At 36.7% G+C, this 19574-nt stretch carries 18 protein-coding genes and 4 tRNA genes; 3 read left to right on the forward strand and 19 right to left on the reverse strand.

The genetic code is table 11. The annotated features are described in order from the left end of the window. The first annotated feature begins 83 nt into the window (after positions 1-83). Together P3L44_RS12785 and P3L44_RS12790 are read left to right on the forward strand one after the other, a co-directional pair. Positions 84-509 carry a universal stress protein gene (locus P3L44_RS12785; RefSeq protein WP_096863927.1) on the forward strand — a complete coding sequence of 142 codons (426 nt, stop codon included), beginning with the start codon at positions 84-86 and terminating at the stop codon, positions 507-509. 132 nt (positions 510-641) lie between these two features. Further along, positions 642-1073: a hypothetical protein gene (locus P3L44_RS12790; protein WP_140170662.1), complete on the forward strand. Its 432-nt coding sequence runs from the start codon at positions 642-644 to the stop codon at positions 1071-1073. Between the two features lie 5 nt (positions 1074-1078). Here P3L44_RS12790 and P3L44_RS12795 read toward each other — a convergent pair whose 3' ends face one another. Together P3L44_RS12795 and P3L44_RS12800 are read right to left on the reverse strand one after the other, a co-directional pair. Beyond that, complete coding sequence (locus P3L44_RS12795) at positions 1079-1852, reverse strand: nucleotidyltransferase domain-containing protein (RefSeq protein WP_272661500.1); 774 nt, start codon at positions 1850-1852, stop codon at positions 1079-1081. 6 nt (positions 1853-1858) lie between these two features. Then, a complete protein-coding gene (locus P3L44_RS12800) occupies positions 1859-3064 on the reverse strand; it encodes a nicotinamide mononucleotide deamidase-related protein YfaY (RefSeq protein ID WP_272661499.1) in 1206 nt (401 codons plus the stop codon). 177 nt (positions 3065-3241) lie between these two features. On the opposite strand from P3L44_RS12800, the gene P3L44_RS12805 reads away from it, so the two are divergent. Continuing rightward, positions 3242-3844, forward strand: coding sequence for a toxin-antitoxin system YwqK family antitoxin (locus tag P3L44_RS12805; RefSeq protein ID WP_272661498.1), 603 nt, complete (start codon positions 3242-3244; stop codon positions 3842-3844). Positions 3845-3950: 106 nt separating this feature from the next. Here P3L44_RS12805 and fabV read toward each other — a convergent pair whose 3' ends face one another. From fabV to P3L44_RS12890, 17 genes are all read right to left on the reverse strand, one after another. Next, positions 3951-5150 (reverse strand): enoyl-ACP reductase FabV, encoded by a 1200-nt coding sequence (gene fabV, locus P3L44_RS12810; RefSeq protein WP_272661497.1) that lies wholly within the window; start codon positions 5148-5150, stop codon positions 3951-3953. Between the two features lie 319 nt (positions 5151-5469). Beyond that, on the reverse strand, positions 5470-6030 hold the full coding sequence (locus tag P3L44_RS12815) for a hypothetical protein (RefSeq protein ID WP_140170666.1): 561 nt from the start codon (positions 6028-6030) through the stop codon (positions 5470-5472). Positions 6031-6144: 114 nt separating this feature from the next. Continuing rightward, positions 6145-6300, reverse strand: a complete 156-nt coding sequence (locus tag P3L44_RS12820) for an MbeCy (RefSeq protein ID WP_125890884.1) — start codon at positions 6298-6300, stop codon at positions 6145-6147. Positions 6301-6567: 267 nt separating this feature from the next. Beyond that, positions 6568-6654 (reverse strand) — tRNA-Leu (locus P3L44_RS12825). A gap of 119 nt (positions 6655-6773) precedes the next feature. Continuing rightward, positions 6774-6860, reverse strand: a tRNA-Leu gene (locus P3L44_RS12830). Between the two features lie 6 nt (positions 6861-6866). Continuing rightward, a tRNA-Cys gene (locus P3L44_RS12835) sits at positions 6867-6940 on the reverse strand. Positions 6941-6963: 23 nt separating this feature from the next. After that, a tRNA-Gly gene (locus P3L44_RS12840) sits at positions 6964-7039 on the reverse strand. 165 nt (positions 7040-7204) lie between these two features. Continuing rightward, positions 7205-7753, reverse strand: coding sequence for a CDP-diacylglycerol--glycerol-3-phosphate 3-phosphatidyltransferase (pgsA, locus tag P3L44_RS12845; RefSeq protein ID WP_125890883.1), 549 nt, complete (start codon positions 7751-7753; stop codon positions 7205-7207). Positions 7754-7810: 57 nt separating this feature from the next. After that, entirely contained in the window at positions 7811-9643 is a 1833-nt protein-coding gene (uvrC, locus tag P3L44_RS12850; RefSeq protein WP_272661496.1) for an excinuclease ABC subunit UvrC, read from the reverse strand. Beyond that, complete coding sequence (locus tag P3L44_RS12855; protein ID WP_140170668.1) at positions 9610-10296, reverse strand: LuxR C-terminal-related transcriptional regulator; 687 nt, start codon at positions 10294-10296, stop codon at positions 9610-9612. Before P3L44_RS12855 ends, uvrC begins: the two co-directional genes overlap by 34 nt. A 196-nt stretch (positions 10297-10492) precedes the next feature. Beyond that, a complete protein-coding gene (pepT, locus tag P3L44_RS12860) occupies positions 10493-11725 on the reverse strand; it encodes a peptidase T (protein ID WP_140170669.1) in 1233 nt (410 codons plus the stop codon). 63 nt (positions 11726-11788) lie between these two features. Further along, positions 11789-13342, reverse strand: coding sequence for an AbgT family transporter (locus tag P3L44_RS12865; RefSeq protein WP_004263378.1), 1554 nt, complete (start codon positions 13340-13342; stop codon positions 11789-11791). Between the two features lie 294 nt (positions 13343-13636). Next, complete coding sequence (gene psiE / locus P3L44_RS12870; protein WP_172412229.1) at positions 13637-14044, reverse strand: phosphate-starvation-inducible protein PsiE; 408 nt, start codon at positions 14042-14044, stop codon at positions 13637-13639. Between the two features lie 183 nt (positions 14045-14227). Next, positions 14228-14641 carry a GFA family protein gene (locus tag P3L44_RS12875; RefSeq protein WP_094961219.1) on the reverse strand — a complete coding sequence of 138 codons (414 nt, stop codon included), beginning with the start codon at positions 14639-14641 and terminating at the stop codon, positions 14228-14230. Positions 14642-14715: 74 nt separating this feature from the next. Further along, the gene (locus tag P3L44_RS12880; protein WP_094961218.1) at positions 14716-14985 is read right to left on the reverse strand and encodes a hypothetical protein; all 270 of its coding nucleotides are present in this window, start codon (positions 14983-14985) and stop codon (positions 14716-14718) included. Between the two features lie 167 nt (positions 14986-15152). After that, positions 15153-16640, reverse strand: coding sequence for a DUF3999 family protein (locus tag P3L44_RS12885; RefSeq protein WP_272660596.1), 1488 nt, complete (start codon positions 16638-16640; stop codon positions 15153-15155). Next, complete coding sequence (locus P3L44_RS12890) at positions 16637-19510, reverse strand: DUF2339 domain-containing protein (protein WP_272661495.1); 2874 nt, start codon at positions 19508-19510, stop codon at positions 16637-16639. Before P3L44_RS12890 ends, P3L44_RS12885 begins: the two co-directional genes overlap by 4 nt. Positions 19511-19574 lie beyond the last annotated feature (64 nt).

A 19574-nucleotide genomic window follows, 5' to 3' on the forward strand; every position in this document is an offset into this window, starting at 1 on the left:
TGTGCTGGTTTAACTTCCGTACTATTAATAAACTAATGATCCGATTACAACATGAACTCAATAAATAAAAGCTGGAGAAAAACATGTATAATAAAATTTTAGTTCCTATTGATATAACAGAAAAAAGCTTAGCACATTTAGTTATGTCTCATATTCAATACCTTGCTGAATATGAAAAAGCACATATTCATTTTTTGGCAATTATTCCTACTGTTCCTTTCTATACCACAATGGGATTTGGTTTTGCTGAAAAAGCAGATAGTGAACAAGAAAACGTCACGAAGCAGCTCGCTGAAATAATTAAAGAATTTAATATTCCAAATGATAAATACAGTGCTCAAGTTTTAATGGGAACACCAAGAGATGAAATCTTACGTGTTGCAGAGGAAATTTCTGCTGATTTAATCGTTATTGGGTCAAGGCGCCCAGGTATGTCCACATACTTTTTAGGTTCAACAGCATCAATGGTTATTCAAAATTCAAAAATTTCTGTTTTGACTGTCCGATAGCCGCTATTAATTATAGTAATCTAGGTAGCCTATTATTGGGTTACCTTGTTTTTTCGTGTTAATCTTACATACATGGATTATTCACTCGACTAAGCTATCTATTGCAGATTTATTTTTCACTCAAGGAATGTAATGAAAAAACACTTACTCTGGATCAGTATTAGTATCAATATAATTTTAGCTATCGCTTTAATTACAGTTATCTACTCGTTTTTAAATATGAAAAATCAGGTGATGACTATAATTGAGCAAGCAAAGTCAGGAAAGTATATCGAGCAAGTACAACAGCATACGAAACAACTTATTCCAAATTCTCTTAATGAACTAAAAATCTTAGAAACGGGTGGCAACTCGTGTGACCAGTTTTATCAAAAAGTCGATGTAGTTATTGAATACTTACATAATAATCCAGAGATTATTGGAGCACAAACCTACACCGAACAATTATCTTCAGTAAAAATGGCCATTGATAAAACGCCGACTGTTTTAAAAGACAAAGCCTGCAAGAAAGGGGTTTCAAGTATTAATTACATCATTAATGCACTACAACCGGATGAGCCATAATTGTCTCATTTATTAATAATATTAGAATGTTCAACATCCAACCAGCAGATAAACTGGACTAAATGTTCCAAGAATTGCTCATCAACAAAAGGCTGTAAACTTTGACATAAAAAATAATTTATTTCATTTTGTCGTTCTGGATAACGTTGAACGAATTTTTGTGCATATTCAGATAATGTTTCTGGCCAGTCATTATCATTTTTCCAACGTAAAATATCAGTCGAACGAATGAGCTTTCTCGATGCCGCCCGATATAATAACGTTAACTCAGCATCATCATTACAATTATTGATTTGGTCGATATAAGCATTAAGCACATCAACAAAATCACCATTAACGGCTTCGGCTATTGCTCGTGAAGGGGTAAATTGGTTAAAACATGTTGCTAAATCATCCCCATAAATGCAACGGCAGTGATGCTTAATCCAATATCCCCAACTATATAGATTAGCCTCACTCATCACATCCGTAAGAATACCAATATCAAAATCAATTTTGCTGACCTCAATATAATTAACTGTTAATTGAACTTGTATTTCATTCAATCTGGTTGTTTCTAATTGAGTAAGGGCACCACATAATATAATGCATAGATCTAAATCCGATTGCTGTGGCTTCGCACAGCCTTTTGCAACACTACCATACACATACATGCTATGGAGCTTGTCTTTTAATATGCAACTCAGCCAATAAATAGATTCTGTTATTATTGACTGAAATTCTGGTTGAAACGGCCTCTCTTCAGGAACAGGAATATACTTATAATCTTTTAACTTCATAACCACCTAACTCTCAAAAATAAGTGTTTCTGTTTGTACTAACCATTCATAGTAGCCAATAACCTCGCGACCATTTAACCAACGAGACAACATATCTAATATTAACATTACACTGACTTCTTGTTTTTCTTTCTGTGAATGATTATTTGGTAAATAATGAATTCTCTGCGCATAACACATATCTGGTGTTGATAGAGCAACGTTTAAATATTGCTCATTATATTCGCCAACCACTAAACCAATAGATAAAGGATGATTAATTGCTATATTTTGAGCTCTTTGCGCTAAAATTTTCAATGTTTGTTCCACGTCAGATGGCAAAATTTGACTGGAAGAAATAGCGATCCCCGCTGAATCTAATGTCCAACTTAACAGCCCTGCGCTAAATTGTTCACTGACTATTATTTGTAATTTCCTTTCTCTTAGGGATTTGCCAATTTTTTGTGCTAAACCTTCTGTCCCTTCAAATATCAAGTTGTCCCCTACTCCTTGCTTCACTAATTGCCAATCTCTTTCCATCAATTCTTTTTGTGACGCAGGTCCCGTTAGCTTTAATTCAATAATAGACATTGAAGAACGATAGCCTAAAACACAGTTTTCAGGTAAAGGTAAGCTATCAAATTGCTTCGCAAGACTACTTTCACTACGGCCAAAACTGGTTAGGCGTAAACAAACTGGTGGCTCTGGCAATGTAAAATGTGCTCGTAACCTTGGCAAAATTTGCTCATTCACCATAACCTTAAATTCAGAAGGAACACCAGGAGTAAAAAAAATCAGACAATCATTCAAGACTAAAGAAAAGCCACAAGCCGTTCCTACAGGGTTATCAATTAATTCAGCATTTTCAGGGAGTAGTGCTTGTTTACGATTCGTTTCAGGCATAACCCGCCCTCTGGCAATAAAATAACGCTCCATGGCTTCAACCCACTGAGAATGTTCAACTAATGGAACTCCCGCAGCTTTAGCCGCCGCCAAGGCGCTTAAATCATCACTTGTTGGCCCAAGCCCGCCGTTAACAATGAGAATATCTGCAGATAAACTACGCTCAAGGAAAGTAGCGACTAAGCAATCTAAATTATCACCAACCGTTGTTCTGCTACTCAAAGGGAGACCTTGTTGAAAAAAACAGTCTGCCAACCAAGCGGCATTTGTATCAATTATTTGTCCGTGTAAAACCTCATCGCCGGTACTCAACATTTCAACAACTAACATCTATGACTCCCTGATTATATAAATCACATTAACTGACTAAATTACCTTATTATCAAGATGACTAACATCAATTTTTATTCACCTGAGTTCCCCTTTTAAAATATCCAGAACTCATTAAAAATAAATGGTTTAGGATAATTCTCACCCTATGTGGTCATAAAAAGGCTATAGTTTTATATGCAATTGAATCCATTATTTTTTCACAGCAATAATAGAGGCTACATGTTCAAACTAAAACCAATTAAATCTGTTGCATTATTTTCTTTAGTTTTATTAGTTTCTGGGTGCCAACTTGGAGGATCTCCAAATTCTAATTCAAACTCAGATTCGAAATTTGGGGAGTTAAGTGAATTAAAAAAGATAGAGTTTCCGACCATAGAGGCTCCAAAAGGCCTTTCTGAAGGAGCATTTGAGACTGAGTTCGATAATGGTCAGCCAAAATTTAAAACATGGGTATCTAAAGGATGCTTTGATAAATACATCAAAACCTACTATGAAAATGGCAAGCCTGGATCCCATATTGAACTCAAAGACTGCAAGGTACATGGAACTGTCCGCACTTACCATGAGAGTGGCCGTAACGATATCGAAGTCAACACACTGCAAGGTAAATTATCAGGGCCATTTATAATTTATCACGACACACCTAGTAATAAACCCAATATTACGGGCACATTTAAAAATGAAAAACTCGTTGGAATAGTGACCGAATTTGATGAAAATGGAACGGTTATTTCTAAAGCTCTTATCCGCGATGGTGAAATTACCGTATTGCAATAATTCAACTAACAAGATAAAACAGATGCGTATGATTTACAAAGATAGCTAAAAATAGAAACCCGCAAGTAGCGGGTTTCTAATAAATTGAAAATGAAGACGAATATAACTAAATTAGCTCTTTCACTTCAAAATTCACTTCACCGCTGAGATCAGCATCATAATCAACACCATTTAGGCCAAAGCCAAACAGACGGAGAAATTCAGCTTTATAGCCTTGGTAATCCGTTAATTCATTGATGTTGTTATCATTAAGCTGCTGCCAAATTTCACGGCATGTGTTTTGTACGTCATCACGCAATTCCCAATCATCTAAACGTAGACGATGTTTTTCATCGGTCTCTGGCACTGCGTCATTGAATAACTTAGTGGCAAATAAGCGTTGAATTTGTTCAATACAGCCTTCATGGATCCCTTTTTCTTTCATAATCTTAAAGACAATAGAGATATATAACGGCATGACAGGAATTGCAGAGGAGGCCTGTGTTACAACAGATTTTAATACAGCAACATACGCTGCCCCACCCTTGGCTTTCAATTTTTGATTGATTGCATGAGCCGCACGGTCCAAATCTTCTTTTGCTTTACCTAAGGTACCATGCCAATAAATTGGCCATGTTAAATCCGTACCAATATAAGAATAAGCCACAGATTGTGCGTTATCGGCTAAAACACCCGCTTCATCTAACGCATTCATCCACAGTTCCCAGTCTTGGCCACCCATGACTTTTACTGTATCTGCGATTTCTTGTTCGTTTGCGGGTTCAACAACAGCTTCAATCAGCACATCTTTGTTGGTATCCAACGCAACAGATTTATACGGCTCGCCAATAGGTTTCAAGGCCGAGCGTACAATTTCGCCCGTTTCAGGCATTTTACGCACTGGAGAGGCCAGTGAATAAACAACTAAATCAATTTGGCCTAAATCTTGTTTAATTAAATCAATAACGGTTTGACGACATTCATCAGAAAAAGCATCACCATTAATGCTTTTTGCATACAGGCCTTCTTCTTTTGCTGCCTTGTCAAAACCTGCAGAATTGTACCAACCCGCAGAGCCTGTTTTACCTTCACTGCCTGGCTTTTCAAAAAATACACCGATGGTAGCCGCACCACTGCCAAATGCAGCATTGATACGAGAGGCAAGACCGTAACCGGTGGATGCACCAATAACTAAAACTTTCTTAGGGCCATTTTTCAGTTCGCCACGTGATTTCACGTAGGCAATTTGCTCACGCACATTGGCTTCACAGCCTGCTGGGTGAGCTGTAGTGCAGATAAAACCACGAATTTTAGGTTTGATAATCATAGTATTTTTTTCTTGGTAGCTAACAATCAGGCTCTAATATACCTGATATTATCCATTTACTTAAGACAGTGTGACAATAAATAAGGAGAACAGACCAGTTTATTGATGATTTTCCCATTAATTGCTCATTTAAAATCATTAATAGCTTCAATAACACGTCGTCATGAATCTAATTATCGATTCAAGTTAATTATTTTTCCTCTGGGCTGATTGCCTAACAAAGCCAAGAGCGCATCTAGAGACAAAACAATAGATGAAAACGCATTGCCAAATGAAAGAACAAATAGCATTAACGAGTGTAAAGCAGCTTAATAGCTGCTTATTGTGGTTTAGTTGGTATTAAATTATGGATAACCATCACTGAGTAAACAATGTCTTTTCTATCGTGAATTTTGCGAAAATGGGCATTACTAACAATACCGACCATAATCTGCATGCCATCTTTTTCATAGACTCGCTTAAATGGCGTTGTTTCGTCATCCGATATCTTATCTAAGAAATAAACATCCCGTTTATAGCGTTCGATTGTTTGCTTTGGTAAACCATAAACTTCAAACATTTTCTGGTTAATTGCATCATACTCAGCCAAAATGACTGATTGGTCTCGACTCACTTTTCCTTGGGAAGAAACTAGCATTAACGTATTTTTCTCCCGGGAAAACATCAATAAAAACAGCTTATTTGCTATTTGAGGGGAGTCCGTTGATGAGCATAATGCACCTCCCTCTTGGAATTCAGTACATTGTAATTCTTTTAAATGCAATTTACGTATCTGTTCGGGGGTTTGCCCCCACCTAAAACCATAAGGGGCATCCAGTTTTTTCGTTGTACAACCAGACACAAGTACGAGTATTAACGTAAACAAAAGTCCTTTTATCATCACTTCTCAAATTCCAATTAAGTCATCTAATTTGATACTATCAAAAACGAATAATTAATCAAAAAATTAACTTTTCTATAATCACATTAAATGACTCGATTGATTTCTGCATAATTAACTACTCTTTTTATTTTCCTGTTGCTTAACCTCTGCCATAGCAATTTCCTTCAACCAGTCAGCCAATAAAGGTTTTGTTTTTACTGTATCTAATAATGCTCGTTCATGTTTAGTTAATCGTACAACTACAACTTCAGTTTTCATGTTAGACATAGCCCGCTCCTCTTCAAGAACCAGAATAGTGACATAAAACACTAACGGAACGGTCTGACTTACGGTTTTTTACACGAATTACGCGTTAATTGACACAATAAAAAAACGTTTTGTTTTTTAATAAGCCATTGAATAAAAATAAGAAATACTACTAGGAATTGATATTAATTGAGCGGATACAAAACACTTTAAGGAAATTAGATACAAAAAAACCACCTAAAGGTGGTTAATTGTTAATTTCAAATCATAGCTGATTGGAAATTTATATGGTGCCCAGGGCGGGACTTGAACCCGCACAGCCTAAAGGCCGAGGGATTTTAAATCCCTTGTGTCTACCGATTTCACCACCTGGGCTAAATTGTCTTTCTCTAAAATTTGGGCAATTATTAACTTACCCAACTAACCCATGCATTCTATAAAATACACTGTGATTAGCAAACTTAAACACTTAATAGCGTTTAATTACTTTAAATTGGTGCCCAGGGCGGGACTTGAACCCGCACAGCCTAAAGGCCGAGGGATTTTAAATCCCTTGTGTCTACCGATTTCACCACCTGGGCTAAATTTGGAGGCGCGTCCCGGAGTCGAACCGAGCTACACGGATTTGCAATCCGGTGCATAACCGCTTTGCTAACGCGCCTTGTCCGAATTTCTTTCGAAATTTGGAGCGGGAAACGAGACTCGAACTCGCGACCCCGACCTTGGCAAGGTCGTGCTCTACCAACTGAGCTATTCCCGCATTAAGCTTCACTTTTCAGCTTATGCTTTCAAACTGGCTGATTTACTTATTTATTTTTGTAAACCATGTTGCCGTTCGATGCGTTGCATTCTACTGATTTCACCTATCGAGTCAATACAAATATTGAAATAATTGGATCGTTCGCTGTTTTTTCAATCATTTCGATCACGCTTCGCTCAAATCGCCCCATGCTGCCTTTAAATATTGGAACATTGACCAAAATGTTAAGATAGCCGCAACATACATTAGTGCAATTGAAAGGTTTTCAATTAATGGTGTTGGACGCCACAATAAACCGACTAATGACATCATTTGAGCCGTTGTTTTAAATTTACCAATCCAAGAAACTGCCACACTGCTGCGTTTACCTATCTCTGCCATCCATTCACGTAAAGACGAAATAATGATTTCACGTGCAATCATAGTTGCTGCAGGTAACGTTACATACCAAACATCATAACTTTCTGTGACTAACACTAGCGCTGTTGCGACCATAACTTTATCAGCAACAGGATCTAAAAAAGCACCAAACTTTGTAGTTTGCTTCCACAACCTTGCTAAAAAACCATCAAACCAATCAGTTACCGCTGCAATAACAAAAATAAGCGCACATGCAAACGGCCCCCAAGCGGTAGGGAGATAAAAGGCTAATACAAAAAACGGTATTAGGATGACGCGAAATAATGTCAACCACGTTGGTATGTTTAATTTCATCACGCTCACTAACTTTTTGACCAAGTTGGATATTATGAATATGTTGCCCTAAGACACTCACTGTTTCAATGCATTATAAATCTTTTCTGCAAGGGCGTATGAGATCGAGGGCACCTTTGCGATTTCTTCTATACTTGCATTACGTAAAGGTTGTAACCCGCCCATATATTTTAGCAACATCTGCCGACGTTTCGGGCCAACCCCCTCAATTGACTCTAATGCACTCGTACTTTTGACTTTTGCTCGTCGTTGTCGATGTCCCGTAATCGCATGATTATGCGACTCATCTCGGATGTGCTGTATTACATGCAAAGCTGGCGAATCAGGTGGCAATGAAAAACCTTCTCCTTCAGGCTTTAAAAATAACGTTTCAAGCCCCGCTTTCCGGTCACTACCTTTAGCAACACCAATTAACAATGGGTGTTTTTTATCCCAATCAACGTCAAGTGAATTAAATACATCCGTTGCCTGCCCTAATTGGCCTTTTCCTCCATCGATAAAGATAATGTCAGGAACTTTGCTTTCATCAATATGTTTACCATATCGACGCGTTAAAACTTGGTGCATAGCCGCGTAATCATCACCAGGAGTGATACCAGTAATGTTATAACGACGATATTCAGATTTAACTGGACCCGATTTATCAAATACAACACAAGAAGCGACGGTTTGCTCCCCCATCGTATGTGAAATATCAAAACACTCCATACGGTTGATATTTTCTAAATGAACCACTTTAGCAAGTGCTTCCATGCGCTGTTGTACTGTCGAGTGTTGTGCTAATTTAGTTGAAAGTGCAATTGATGCATTCGTTCTCGCTAATTTTAAGTAACGAGCTCTCACACCACGAGGCTGACTTTGAATATTAATTTTACGCCCAGCGACCTCAGAAAGAGACTCAGCTAATAATTCTTTTTCTGTTAATGCAAAATCTAATAATATTTCGCCAGGTAACGTCCTATTTTCACTTCCTTGCAAATAAAACTGACCTAAAAAGGTTTGAACCACTTCCTCAAGCTGTGTATCTGTTGGAATTTTGGGGAAATAACTGCGACTTCCAAGTACTTTTCCTTGGCGAATGAAAAGTACATGCACACAAGCAAGGCCCGATTCAAAAGAAACACCAATAACGTCCAGATCATCGCTATCACCCGATACATATTGCTCCTCGGTAACTGCCCTGACTGCTTGAATTTGATCTCTAAAGCGGGCTGCATCTTCAAAACGTAGCTCTAAACTCGCCTTTTCCATACGTTCAACTAAACCAGCTAAAACTTGTTTGTCTTTTCCAGTTAAAAATAAACGAACATATTCAACTTGTTGATTATAGTCTTCATCAGAAACTAAACCGTTAACACAGGGGCCTAAGCAACGGCCAATTTGATATTGTAAACAAGGCCTTGAGCGATTTCGATACATGCTATCTTCACATTGACGTATCGGAAATAACTTCTGCATTAATGCTAATGTTTCCCTCACCGCATAAGAGCTTGGGAAGGGGCCAAAGTACTCACCTTTCGCATGTTTAGCCCCTCGATGCATCGAAATTCTAGGGTGTGCTTCACTGCTTAAAAATAGATAAGGATACGATTTATCGTCGCGTAACAATACGTTATAACGTGGTTGGTACAACTTAATATAGTTGTGTTCAAGTAATAGCGCTTCTGTTTCAGTATGAGTCACCGTCACATCAATAGAGGCGATTTGCTTAACCAACTGCTCTGTTTTGCGGCTCCCCACATTTTCGCGAAAATAACTTGATAAGCGCTTTTTGAGATCCTTTGCTTTTCCTACATAAATAACCGTTTCCCCAGCGTCATACATGCGGTATACACCAGGTTGATTAGTCACTATTTTTAAGAAAGCTTTTGGTTCGAACTGTTCTGACACGCGAATAAACCCTGTTTTGCTGTAATTAAACCATAACTGATGGCTATATGAGTTAATTCTACATCACTACAGATATTAAGTTTACTAAACATTCGATATCGATAGGTATTGACTGTTTTAGGGCTTAAGGAAAGTGACTCTGCCACCTGTTTGATAGGCATTCCCTGAGTGATCATCAACATAATTTCTAACTCACGTCCCGATAATAAATCATATAAATCTTGTTGATTACTACAAGTTAACCGCTGAAGAGCAAGATCTTGGGCAATATCTGGAGATATTATCCGCCGCTTAGCACTCACTATTTGGATAGCTTCAATGATGTCCTCTTCTGTCACATTGATGCTAAGTAAACCGAAAATACCGATATCTAACGCTTTTAAAAAAAACGAAGGATTATTTCTGACATTATAAATAATGATCCCGACATCCGGCTGAGTTCGGCGAAGTGTTTGTATGGTTTTTAGTGAGTCATAACGAAAACTATCACTACTGATTAAAATCATATTTGCTTTTTGGCATCGATTCCATGTAACCACATGCTCTACTGATGGAAAAGAAGCAACAACTTTATAGCGTATGTGACGTGAAAAAAATGCCTCAAAACCACGAATTGCAATTTTATTATCATCAATTATTATTATATTAATCAATTAATTCACCTATTGGACTTTAAAATTAATTGCAAAAATAATAAATGAATAAATAAAAAATTTATATACACTTTTTTATTTATCTTTGTTTTATTAAAAATAACATTGAATTATAATTTAAAAGAATGATTCATGGTTATTAATAATTAAAGACCACCTTATTGGATGGTCTTTATATTAAAAATAAAATGATAGGTTATTTTTTTCCAACTAAACGACAAATGGTTTCTGATACTAAGTAGCTTTTCTCAAAAGAGCTGATTGGTAAAAACTCAAAACATGAGTGGAAATTAAGTGCACCAGTAAAATAATTTGGGGTTAAGATACCTCTTGCTGATAAAGCAGAGCCATCCGTACCACCGCGCATTGGGATCACCTTAGGTTCAACCTCTTGAATTTTCAATGCATCAAAAATTAAATCAATCGCTGTACGGTCATCTCCTAATGAGTCGCTAATATTGCTATACACATCTACAATGTTGCACTCAATTTTTGCACGCGGATGACGCGCTTTTATTAATTCAATCGCTTGTTTTATAAAGTGTTTTCGAGCTGAAAAACTATGACGGTCAAAATCACGGATCGCCATTTTAATTTTAGCGTTATCTGGGTTTGCGATTAAATCTGTCACATAAAAGTAGCCTTCGCGATGCTCTGTATGTTCTGGAGTATCAAAACGATCAAAGCACCCAATAAAATCATGAGCTACACGAATAGGATTCAACAATACATTCTTAGCTGACATAGGATGTGCGGTAATACCTTTAATTGAAACTTCAATAGAAGCAGCATTAAACGTTTCATACACAACTTCACCAAGTGCACAGCAATCAATCGTATAAGCAAAATCAACGTTAAAGCGGGATAAATCCATAATTTTAGAGCCGCGCAGGCCAATTTCTTCATCCGGTACAAACGCAACGTAGATATCGCCACAATCAAAATCGGCATATTGCAGCTTATTCATTAATTCCATAACAACCGTTACAGCGGCTTTATTATCAGCGCCCAGTACGCTAGTACCATCACTAAAAATAATATCGTCACCCACATAAGGTGCGGCTTCTGGATGCTCTGCTGCCTTAAACCAAATATTTTCTTTTTCATTTAAACATAAGTCATTACCTTCGTACTTCAAGGTTTGAGGCTTAATGATGGGAGATAAACCAACATCGACCGTATCTAGATGAGTGACAAAACCTATTTTGGGTGCAGAAGGTTTATTTCCTGGTCGCATTGCATATAAGATGGCATGGTCATCAATATAAACATCCTTAAGACCATAGCTTTCAAGCTCTTGCGCTAATAATTTTGCCAGCTCACGTTGCCCTTCTGTGCTTGGAACAACCGTGCTTGCTGCGTCACTTTGGCTTTCAATAGCGAGATAGCGATAAAAACGCTGCTCTAATTGCTTACCTAATTCGTTCATTTTATATTCCTTGCATTAACTATATTTACCCTACCTATTTAATAGGTAGGGTATTGGCCCTACTTATGGTGCAGGATGCCATGTGTAACCACTGTCGAAACCAATTGGGATATCAAAAGCCCAGAATAAATATAATGTTGAAGTTAAAATAATTAATAGCCCAACGGTGAATGGGATCATCATTGAGCACAATGTTCCTATTCCTGCATTTTTATAGTATTTCTGGCAATACATCAGGATTAACGGATAAAACGGAAACATCGGTGTGCTCACATTCATTGCAGAGTCGCTGACACGAAATGCCGCTTGGGTTAATTCAGGTGAAATTCCGACTGCCATTAGCATAGGCACTAATACTGGCGCCATAATTGCCCATTTTGATGTCGCAGAAGTAATCATAATATTTAAGATAGCCGTTAATAGAATAACGCCAAAAACGGTCATTCCAGATGGCATATCAAGTGTACGTAATAACTCTGCCCCTGAAAGCGCTAATAATGTGCCTAAATTAGAATGTTGGAATGAATATAAAAATTGGGCAGCAAAAAAAGCAAAAACAATAAATGGGATAAGTGACTTAGTAATATTTTCCATTGCCTTGACAACATCTTTTGTTGATGTAAAAGATTTCGTCATATAACCATAAACAATGCCTGGCAAAGCAAAGAAAATAAATAATAAAGGCACAACAATTTGCATGATAGGTGCTTTAGGGCTAGTTAAGCTACCATCAGGTCCACGTAATGGAGAGTTCTCTGGCCATAATAGTGCAAATAATCCGATACCTAAAGCAATTAGTACTAAACCAGAAATACGAAAAGCACGATTCTCAGCAGCAGTAATTTTACCTAAATTTTTTTCAGAATCAGTATCAACTTCGTTTGAACTGATTGGGCAGTTTTTATTTAGCCATGGTTCAACAATCTTCTCAGTGATAAACCAACAGGTAAAAATAACCCCGAATGTACCACCCAAACTAAAGAAATAGTTACATAAAACATTTACGCTATAACCCGGCGCTAGCATTTGTGCAGCATCTTGCGTAAAACTTTGCATTATTGGGTCAATAATTGATGGCGTATAGCTTGCAGTAAATCCCCCCGCTAAGCCTGCAAATGCAGCAGCAATCCCAGCTAATGGATGACGACCACTCGCATAAAACATCATTGCTGCAACTGGCATTAAAATGACATAGGCAGAATCTGAAGCAATATGAGAAACAATCCCCACAAACACCACTGTAGGCGTTAACATTCTTGGTGAAATAAACGACAACATTTTTTTCAATGCGGTATTAATGAAACCACTGCTTTCAGCAATACCAATACCTAATGTTGCCACTATCGTGATACCAAGAGGAGGGAAATTAATGAAGTTTTTAACTGCCGCAGTGATAAATAATATGATTTCCTCATACTGAAACATATTAACTATAGCAATTTTTTCTTTTGAAATAGGATGGTAATAACTAAAATCTACGAAAGAAAGCAGATAAGATAAAAACCAACATATAATCAGGGCGTACACAAACAGCATAGTCACATCAGGCATAACATTACCGATGCGCTCGACACGGTTTAAGAACCCTTTTTTCTTGGGAAGTGTTTTTGTTGTCATATTTACAAGCTACTTATGTTATTAGAATAGAAACTTTATAACAGTAAATAACCTATATATAAAAGTAAAATATTTTTGTGATTAGTTTTTACAGGATAAACCAGTTACAAAATAAAATATTAGAATTATTTATATTAATTTTAATTACCAAAAATTACATATCTTAAATTTTATTAACTTATAGATTTAAATGCAGGGTATATCACTTAAGTATTTGACTTCGAGTCTGCGCATACAAAAAAAGGAATAATAATTACACTTTTTTTGTATGCAAGTAAATTACACTAATGTATGTTATTCACGCTTTAATTTTTCAGTATTTGCAATATAAAGTGCAACGACTAGTACCAAAATCGCCCCTGCATGCAACAAAGTTGTCATAGGGTCACTATGATCAACGATAATTAAACGAATAATCGCAGTAATACCAATATAGATAAAATACCTTAACGGGAAATGATAGCCCGACATAAAATATTTTATTATCAAGGCAATAAACTCAAAGTATAAAAAATAAATGACAATGCCTTCTAACAACTCATAGGCCGTCGCCCCTTTTGAGCTACCAAACATTAATGAGGCCATTGTCACCGTTTCTTTAGCTAAAAAGAATACAAGTACGGCAGCGAGTGAGATCAAGCCAATATTTAATATCCATTGTAGTACCCACGCGATATTACTCGCATGACGCATTCCTTTCATACTATTCATTTGTTATTCCTCTGAACAACTTCTAAACCTAGTCATTACCTTAATTGTAAAACAAATTTAAGTCGACCGCATGACAAATAAGAGGTCAATTTAACGAATAGAATCAAAAAATATAGTCTGATCGACTGCCACTGTATTCCTTATTACTTACTATTAAATCTATAGCCACAGAGTTTAATCCGATGATGGGGACATCATTTCCATAATATCTTTCTCTGTCAACATGGGTGTTCTTTCAACAAAGTTATAATATTTGGGCTTACTATCTATGTAAATTTGCATACTCATTTGCGCATCTTTACTCTCTTTAAATAAAGCTGCTGATGCATAATATGTTGAAGGTGTGAGTAAATGATAAAAAAGGTGTGAACCACAATTCTTACAAAATGCACGTTCTCCCCATTGAGATGATGCAAAAATTGACACAGACTCTTGCCCCTCTACCATTAAATCGTTACCACAATCAACACTAAAGCCAGGGCCGCCATTCCATTTTTGACACATTCCACAATGGCATACACTGACATGACTAATATCTTTTGCTGTTGTGATTTTTACAGAACCACACAAACATTGGCCTTGATGCATAGAATTTCCTTTATGTAGGTCGTAGATTTATTACTCAATATACGCATGTTTACAGCAAAAAATTCAGATATGACTTACTTTTCATGTATTCTGAATTGTCGGCCAGTAAAACGTTTATCGTTAACAATATTACGCAACTGAGAACTATCAAGTTCTTTCGCTTCCCGTTCAAACTCTATATCTGCTTCATTTTGATCTGTATTTTGTAACACATACTCATACGCTACTTTATTGTGCGCTATAATTTCTGTTAATACTGTATTATTCGCAGCTTGAGCCGCTATTGAAAAGCCAGTCAAAATAACGATCATAATAAATATACGAGCTAGTAATGTTTTTTTCATCATTATCTCCTATTCCGTTATGACTGTTTTAGCGCAAATCCCTGTCAGAAAAAACAGGCTATAAGTAAGTGTTCTCATGATTAAGTAAAGAGACGTCAGAACTGTCAATGACGTAAATCGAAACCAAATAGGGTACTATTCCCTATTTGGTTAATACCAATATCTAGTTATAATTCTTCATGATTCGCCTTATCTGTAGAATTGACTTCTCTTAACAAATACCAGCAGAAATATATTAATACTAATATTCCAACAAATAACAATACCCATAAGGTAATCGTCAACCAGTTAAAACTACCGTCAACCACTTCCGTTATAGTTAGCCTATCTACACCACCCAACTCAATGATTGTATTATCAAGAAATAGCTGAGGATAATTTGTCATTAACTCATCAACGCTATCTGTTTTCCCTACAAGCTGGCTTGTGGTCAATTCATCAAAACTAGCTTGTTTATTCCCCCAAACAAGTAAATACGGAGCGGGACCTTGCAAATTAAAAATAAGGTTATAAGCATCTCGTTTTCCCGTTAGCCTTGGTGGCTGATCTTCCCAACTCCCTTTGAGGGCTGAAATTCTTACTTTCCCCACCATTTCACCATAGAGCGCTGTGCTCGGATTGCTAATTAAATCACCATCTATTGTTTGATTATATGCAACAATGTTAGTGAGTAATTTCCAGCTTTCACCTCTATCAGATGAATACTCTATTTTTAGTGGGATCACGCGGTTTGATTGTTGCAATTGTATTTGTAATTCACTCAGTGGCTGTGCTCTTGGTAATTGATAGATTATATGATCTTTTGAAACACCATCATTCGTCATCTCAAAATGAAATAGTTCTTGACGATAAGTTGAATTAAGCACGCTAGAGGTCGCATTGACCTTTAATAAGTCAGGTATAACAATATCTGGACCACTTACTATTACAGCCATAAGATAAGGTGCATTCAATGCCTTTGAGTTGCCATTTAATAACTCAATATTATTGCTTGCAATAGTTTCTGAATTTAACTTCAAATTCATAATCGGCTGATTTGTTGCTATATTTAGCCAATTTTCTTTGTCGTCACTGGCAAAAACAAATACCTTTGCCTGCCATTCTTTCTCGCTTTTAGCCCAGTCTAATACTAGGTTTTTAATTGGCGTATCTTTAGTTTGACTTTGATTTTTCGTTAATAAATAAGCCTGATAAGCCACGTTGTCTTTAACTTGCATACTAGGCAACTCAATTCTATTCACTTTGCCAGGGATAGATTCTACTAATAGATGTTGCTTTTCTCTACGCACATCATCATGGGAGTTAACGCTATCAACCTGAGTGACCAAACGCTGTGGTGTAAAAATGATCTTTTCATTTGAAACGGATTTTTCCGTATCTGAAAATAATACTGAAGGTATTTCATTACCAGTACCATTAAAGACTCGAACATCTTGCAACGTTTTGGGGTACGCTGAGTTCATATACGCATTTACGGGAAGCTCTAACCAGTAAAAAGGAGCCGATGAATCAAGCACATTTATTTCTGAGCCTTGATAAAAACTATAAGGAGTAACCTCTTCTACTGCCTCTGCATTCAAATGACTTGAAAACAATAATGACAATGAGAAGACTGCAATGAGCCTTACTAGTCCTGTATTTTTAATTAAACTCATGGTTGTATCTCCTTATCAACTTTCCCTTTTGTATCTTTTGGTGGTAATGGCGAAAAATACCCAACAATTAAAATTAATAATGCAACACCAATAAAAGAAATTGCACGAGAAATACCACCTTGCCCGTATATATCAATTAAGAATAACTTGACAATAACACAAGCAAAAATACCAGCCCCCATAAACCACCAAATTCGATTTTTCTTAATAGAGGCAATAATAATACAGACTAAGGCAGCCAGTGCCCAACTGATAGAAAGTACAGTTTGCACTAAGCGTGAATCATAAAGTGTGTCATAGTTCCAATTTAGCTCAGCAAAATCTGCTATTGCACGAATTAAAATACCGTTAAACCAATAAGCAGAAAGTGCAATTGTGACTACTAACAAACTACGTAAAACCCAAAAGTTAACCGCTGTTACTTTACGTATTTTTTGAGAAAGCCCTTTACGTATTAAAACTAACGTAGCGATACTAAATAACCCAGCTTCATCTAATGGATTGATTAGCGGTATATAATTCCAAAATGTCAATTTACCATCTTCTAAATTAGCATAGCCAGACAATATAATTAGCCCGATAGCAACAGGAGTCATCGAATACCAATAAATCAGTCCATTACGTTTCATCGGTGGCATTCTATTTTGTTGTAGCCAATAGAGAACAATAACAGTTAGCGTTATGGCCATGACATAAATAAAATATCCCATTTCGTGCATGCCCCAAGGTAAAATGGAGACGAACCAATTCACTTGAGTGGCAATAAACGCAAGAATTAGCCATAAATTGGCGCTATGGAGTATTCTTTGCATCCAACGATCACGAAGCTTATATGCATGAATAACAAATAAAATAGAACTACCTAAAACAACTGGCCATATGAGAGAACCTTCACCACGCCCCATTGGGTTTTGGTCGTTTAAGAAATCTAAACCAAGATAATAATAACCTGCAATCCATAAAATAGACTGGCAAAGTAGCAAAGGAACCCAATTAATATAGATAGCATATAAACGCCAGAACCAAACTGAAATAACAACCAAAACTAGAATAATAAAGCCTTCAGACTCACGACTCCATGATAAAATATCAGTAAATAACGGTAACCAGCACAACCAAGTCACCAAACCAATAATTAAGAAACCATAACTAAATAAAGTAAAGTTACTGTCTTCTTTACGACGAATATGGAAAAGCCCACCAGCCATAAAGCAGGCTATTAATAGCACTGGAACCATATAAGTACTACTACGGCTCCAATATAAATAAGGATAATCACTTAACAAAGTGATTGCGCTAATAACAATTAATAACGAGCCGATAGCCGCCATTTTTTTCTGGTTTTGCTGTAAACCGAACCAGAGGATTAACAACCCTTCTAATGACCAAATAATCGAGGTCCACTCAAATGTTAGCGCTAATGGAATAGCTAAAGTGATAAACCCAGCACCGATAATAATATTTGCTAGCGCCATATTCTTGCCTGCGGATTTATAGCGTTTATGCACTTGTAAACCAGTAATCAGATATAACAAACCTACTATCAGTGAAATAAAGGCTGGCAGCAAACCTTCCCCTTCTGAAATAAAGAATTGAAGTGCAATACTGATAAAAGGAGGGACAAATAGAAGTGTATTATCAACAACCAATTGCTTACTGTGTTCAAAGCGTAGTGAGAATAGCTGTGTTAAGGCATTAAATACCACTAAATTAGCGATAATAAAAAGTTGGCAAGATAAATAATAGTCTGACTGGTAATTATCTAGCCCCCATAAAATGGCAACACCATAAGTCATCACCATACCAACTAAATTTAAAGGTCGCCAAGCTTGCCACACACTAATAACTAAGATACCAATTGATAACATCAAATAATAAGAAAATAAAATAACATGGCTTCCACCGCCAGTCGAAAGCAATATAGGTGCTAAATACCCACCTATCGATGCAAGAATAGCTAAACTAATTGTACGTTGCAATAATGCCAAAGCAATACTTGCCGCGCAAATAAGTAACATAAAGGCAAATGCCATCCCATAAGGCATCATCGTATACAGTTTAAAGGCAGCAAAAATAGTGATATACAAGCAACCAATTGCCCCCCCTTGTAAAATCAACCCAAATAATGCCTTTTTATTCCGTAGCCACCAGCCAGTACCTAATAAAGCTAAGCACCCTACTGCGCTGAAGATTAAACGCATTTGAGGTGAAATAATTTCATTTTGCACACTGTAATTCAGCAAATATGCGACACCTAGGAATAACAGTAGGATACCAATTTTAGCAACCGGGTTTCCTTTCATTAACCAACTAAAGAAATGATTGAATATTGATTTATCATCACTGGCAGTATTTTGCTTTGTCTCAGGTTGATTTTGATTAAACCGATTTGCGTCTACTCGCTGTGCTTGCGTGTTATCAAACCTATTCGGATTGATACTTTCATTACTTAAAGGATGATTAAGGGAATTTTCATGGGTAGTTTGTTCCCTAATGAGAGGCGAGTTTTCTGTATCCGATAAATCATGCTCTTTTTCAACTGGCAGATAAGTCACATGGCTCATTGAGGAAATTTCTTGCTGTCTGTCTTGTTTAGCATCAACACCCGAAAGAGATTCGCTCCCCTCTTGCTCTATGTGCGTATTTTGTATTTCATCTAAACCTGATTGGGAAGACGTCACACTATCGACAGATATACTTGGCGTATATTTAGCGTTTAAAAGCTGGGCTTCTAATGAAGAAACCTTCTGATTTAACATCGAAATTTGGTACTGCATCCGACCTGTTCGATTGATGGCAATGATAGCAAGTATCGGAGCTAGCACTAGCAGGAAAACGAATACAAGTCCTATTAGTATCCAAGTGTCCACAAATAGGTTTCCTCATAAAAAAATTCACAATTTAGAATCTGGAAAATAAAGGCTGTGATTACTG

It is taken from the genome of Providencia sp. PROV175 (assembly GCF_032707045.1).
In the GTDB taxonomy this organism is placed as follows: Bacteria; Pseudomonadota; Gammaproteobacteria; order Enterobacterales; family Enterobacteriaceae; genus Providencia; species Providencia hangzhouensis.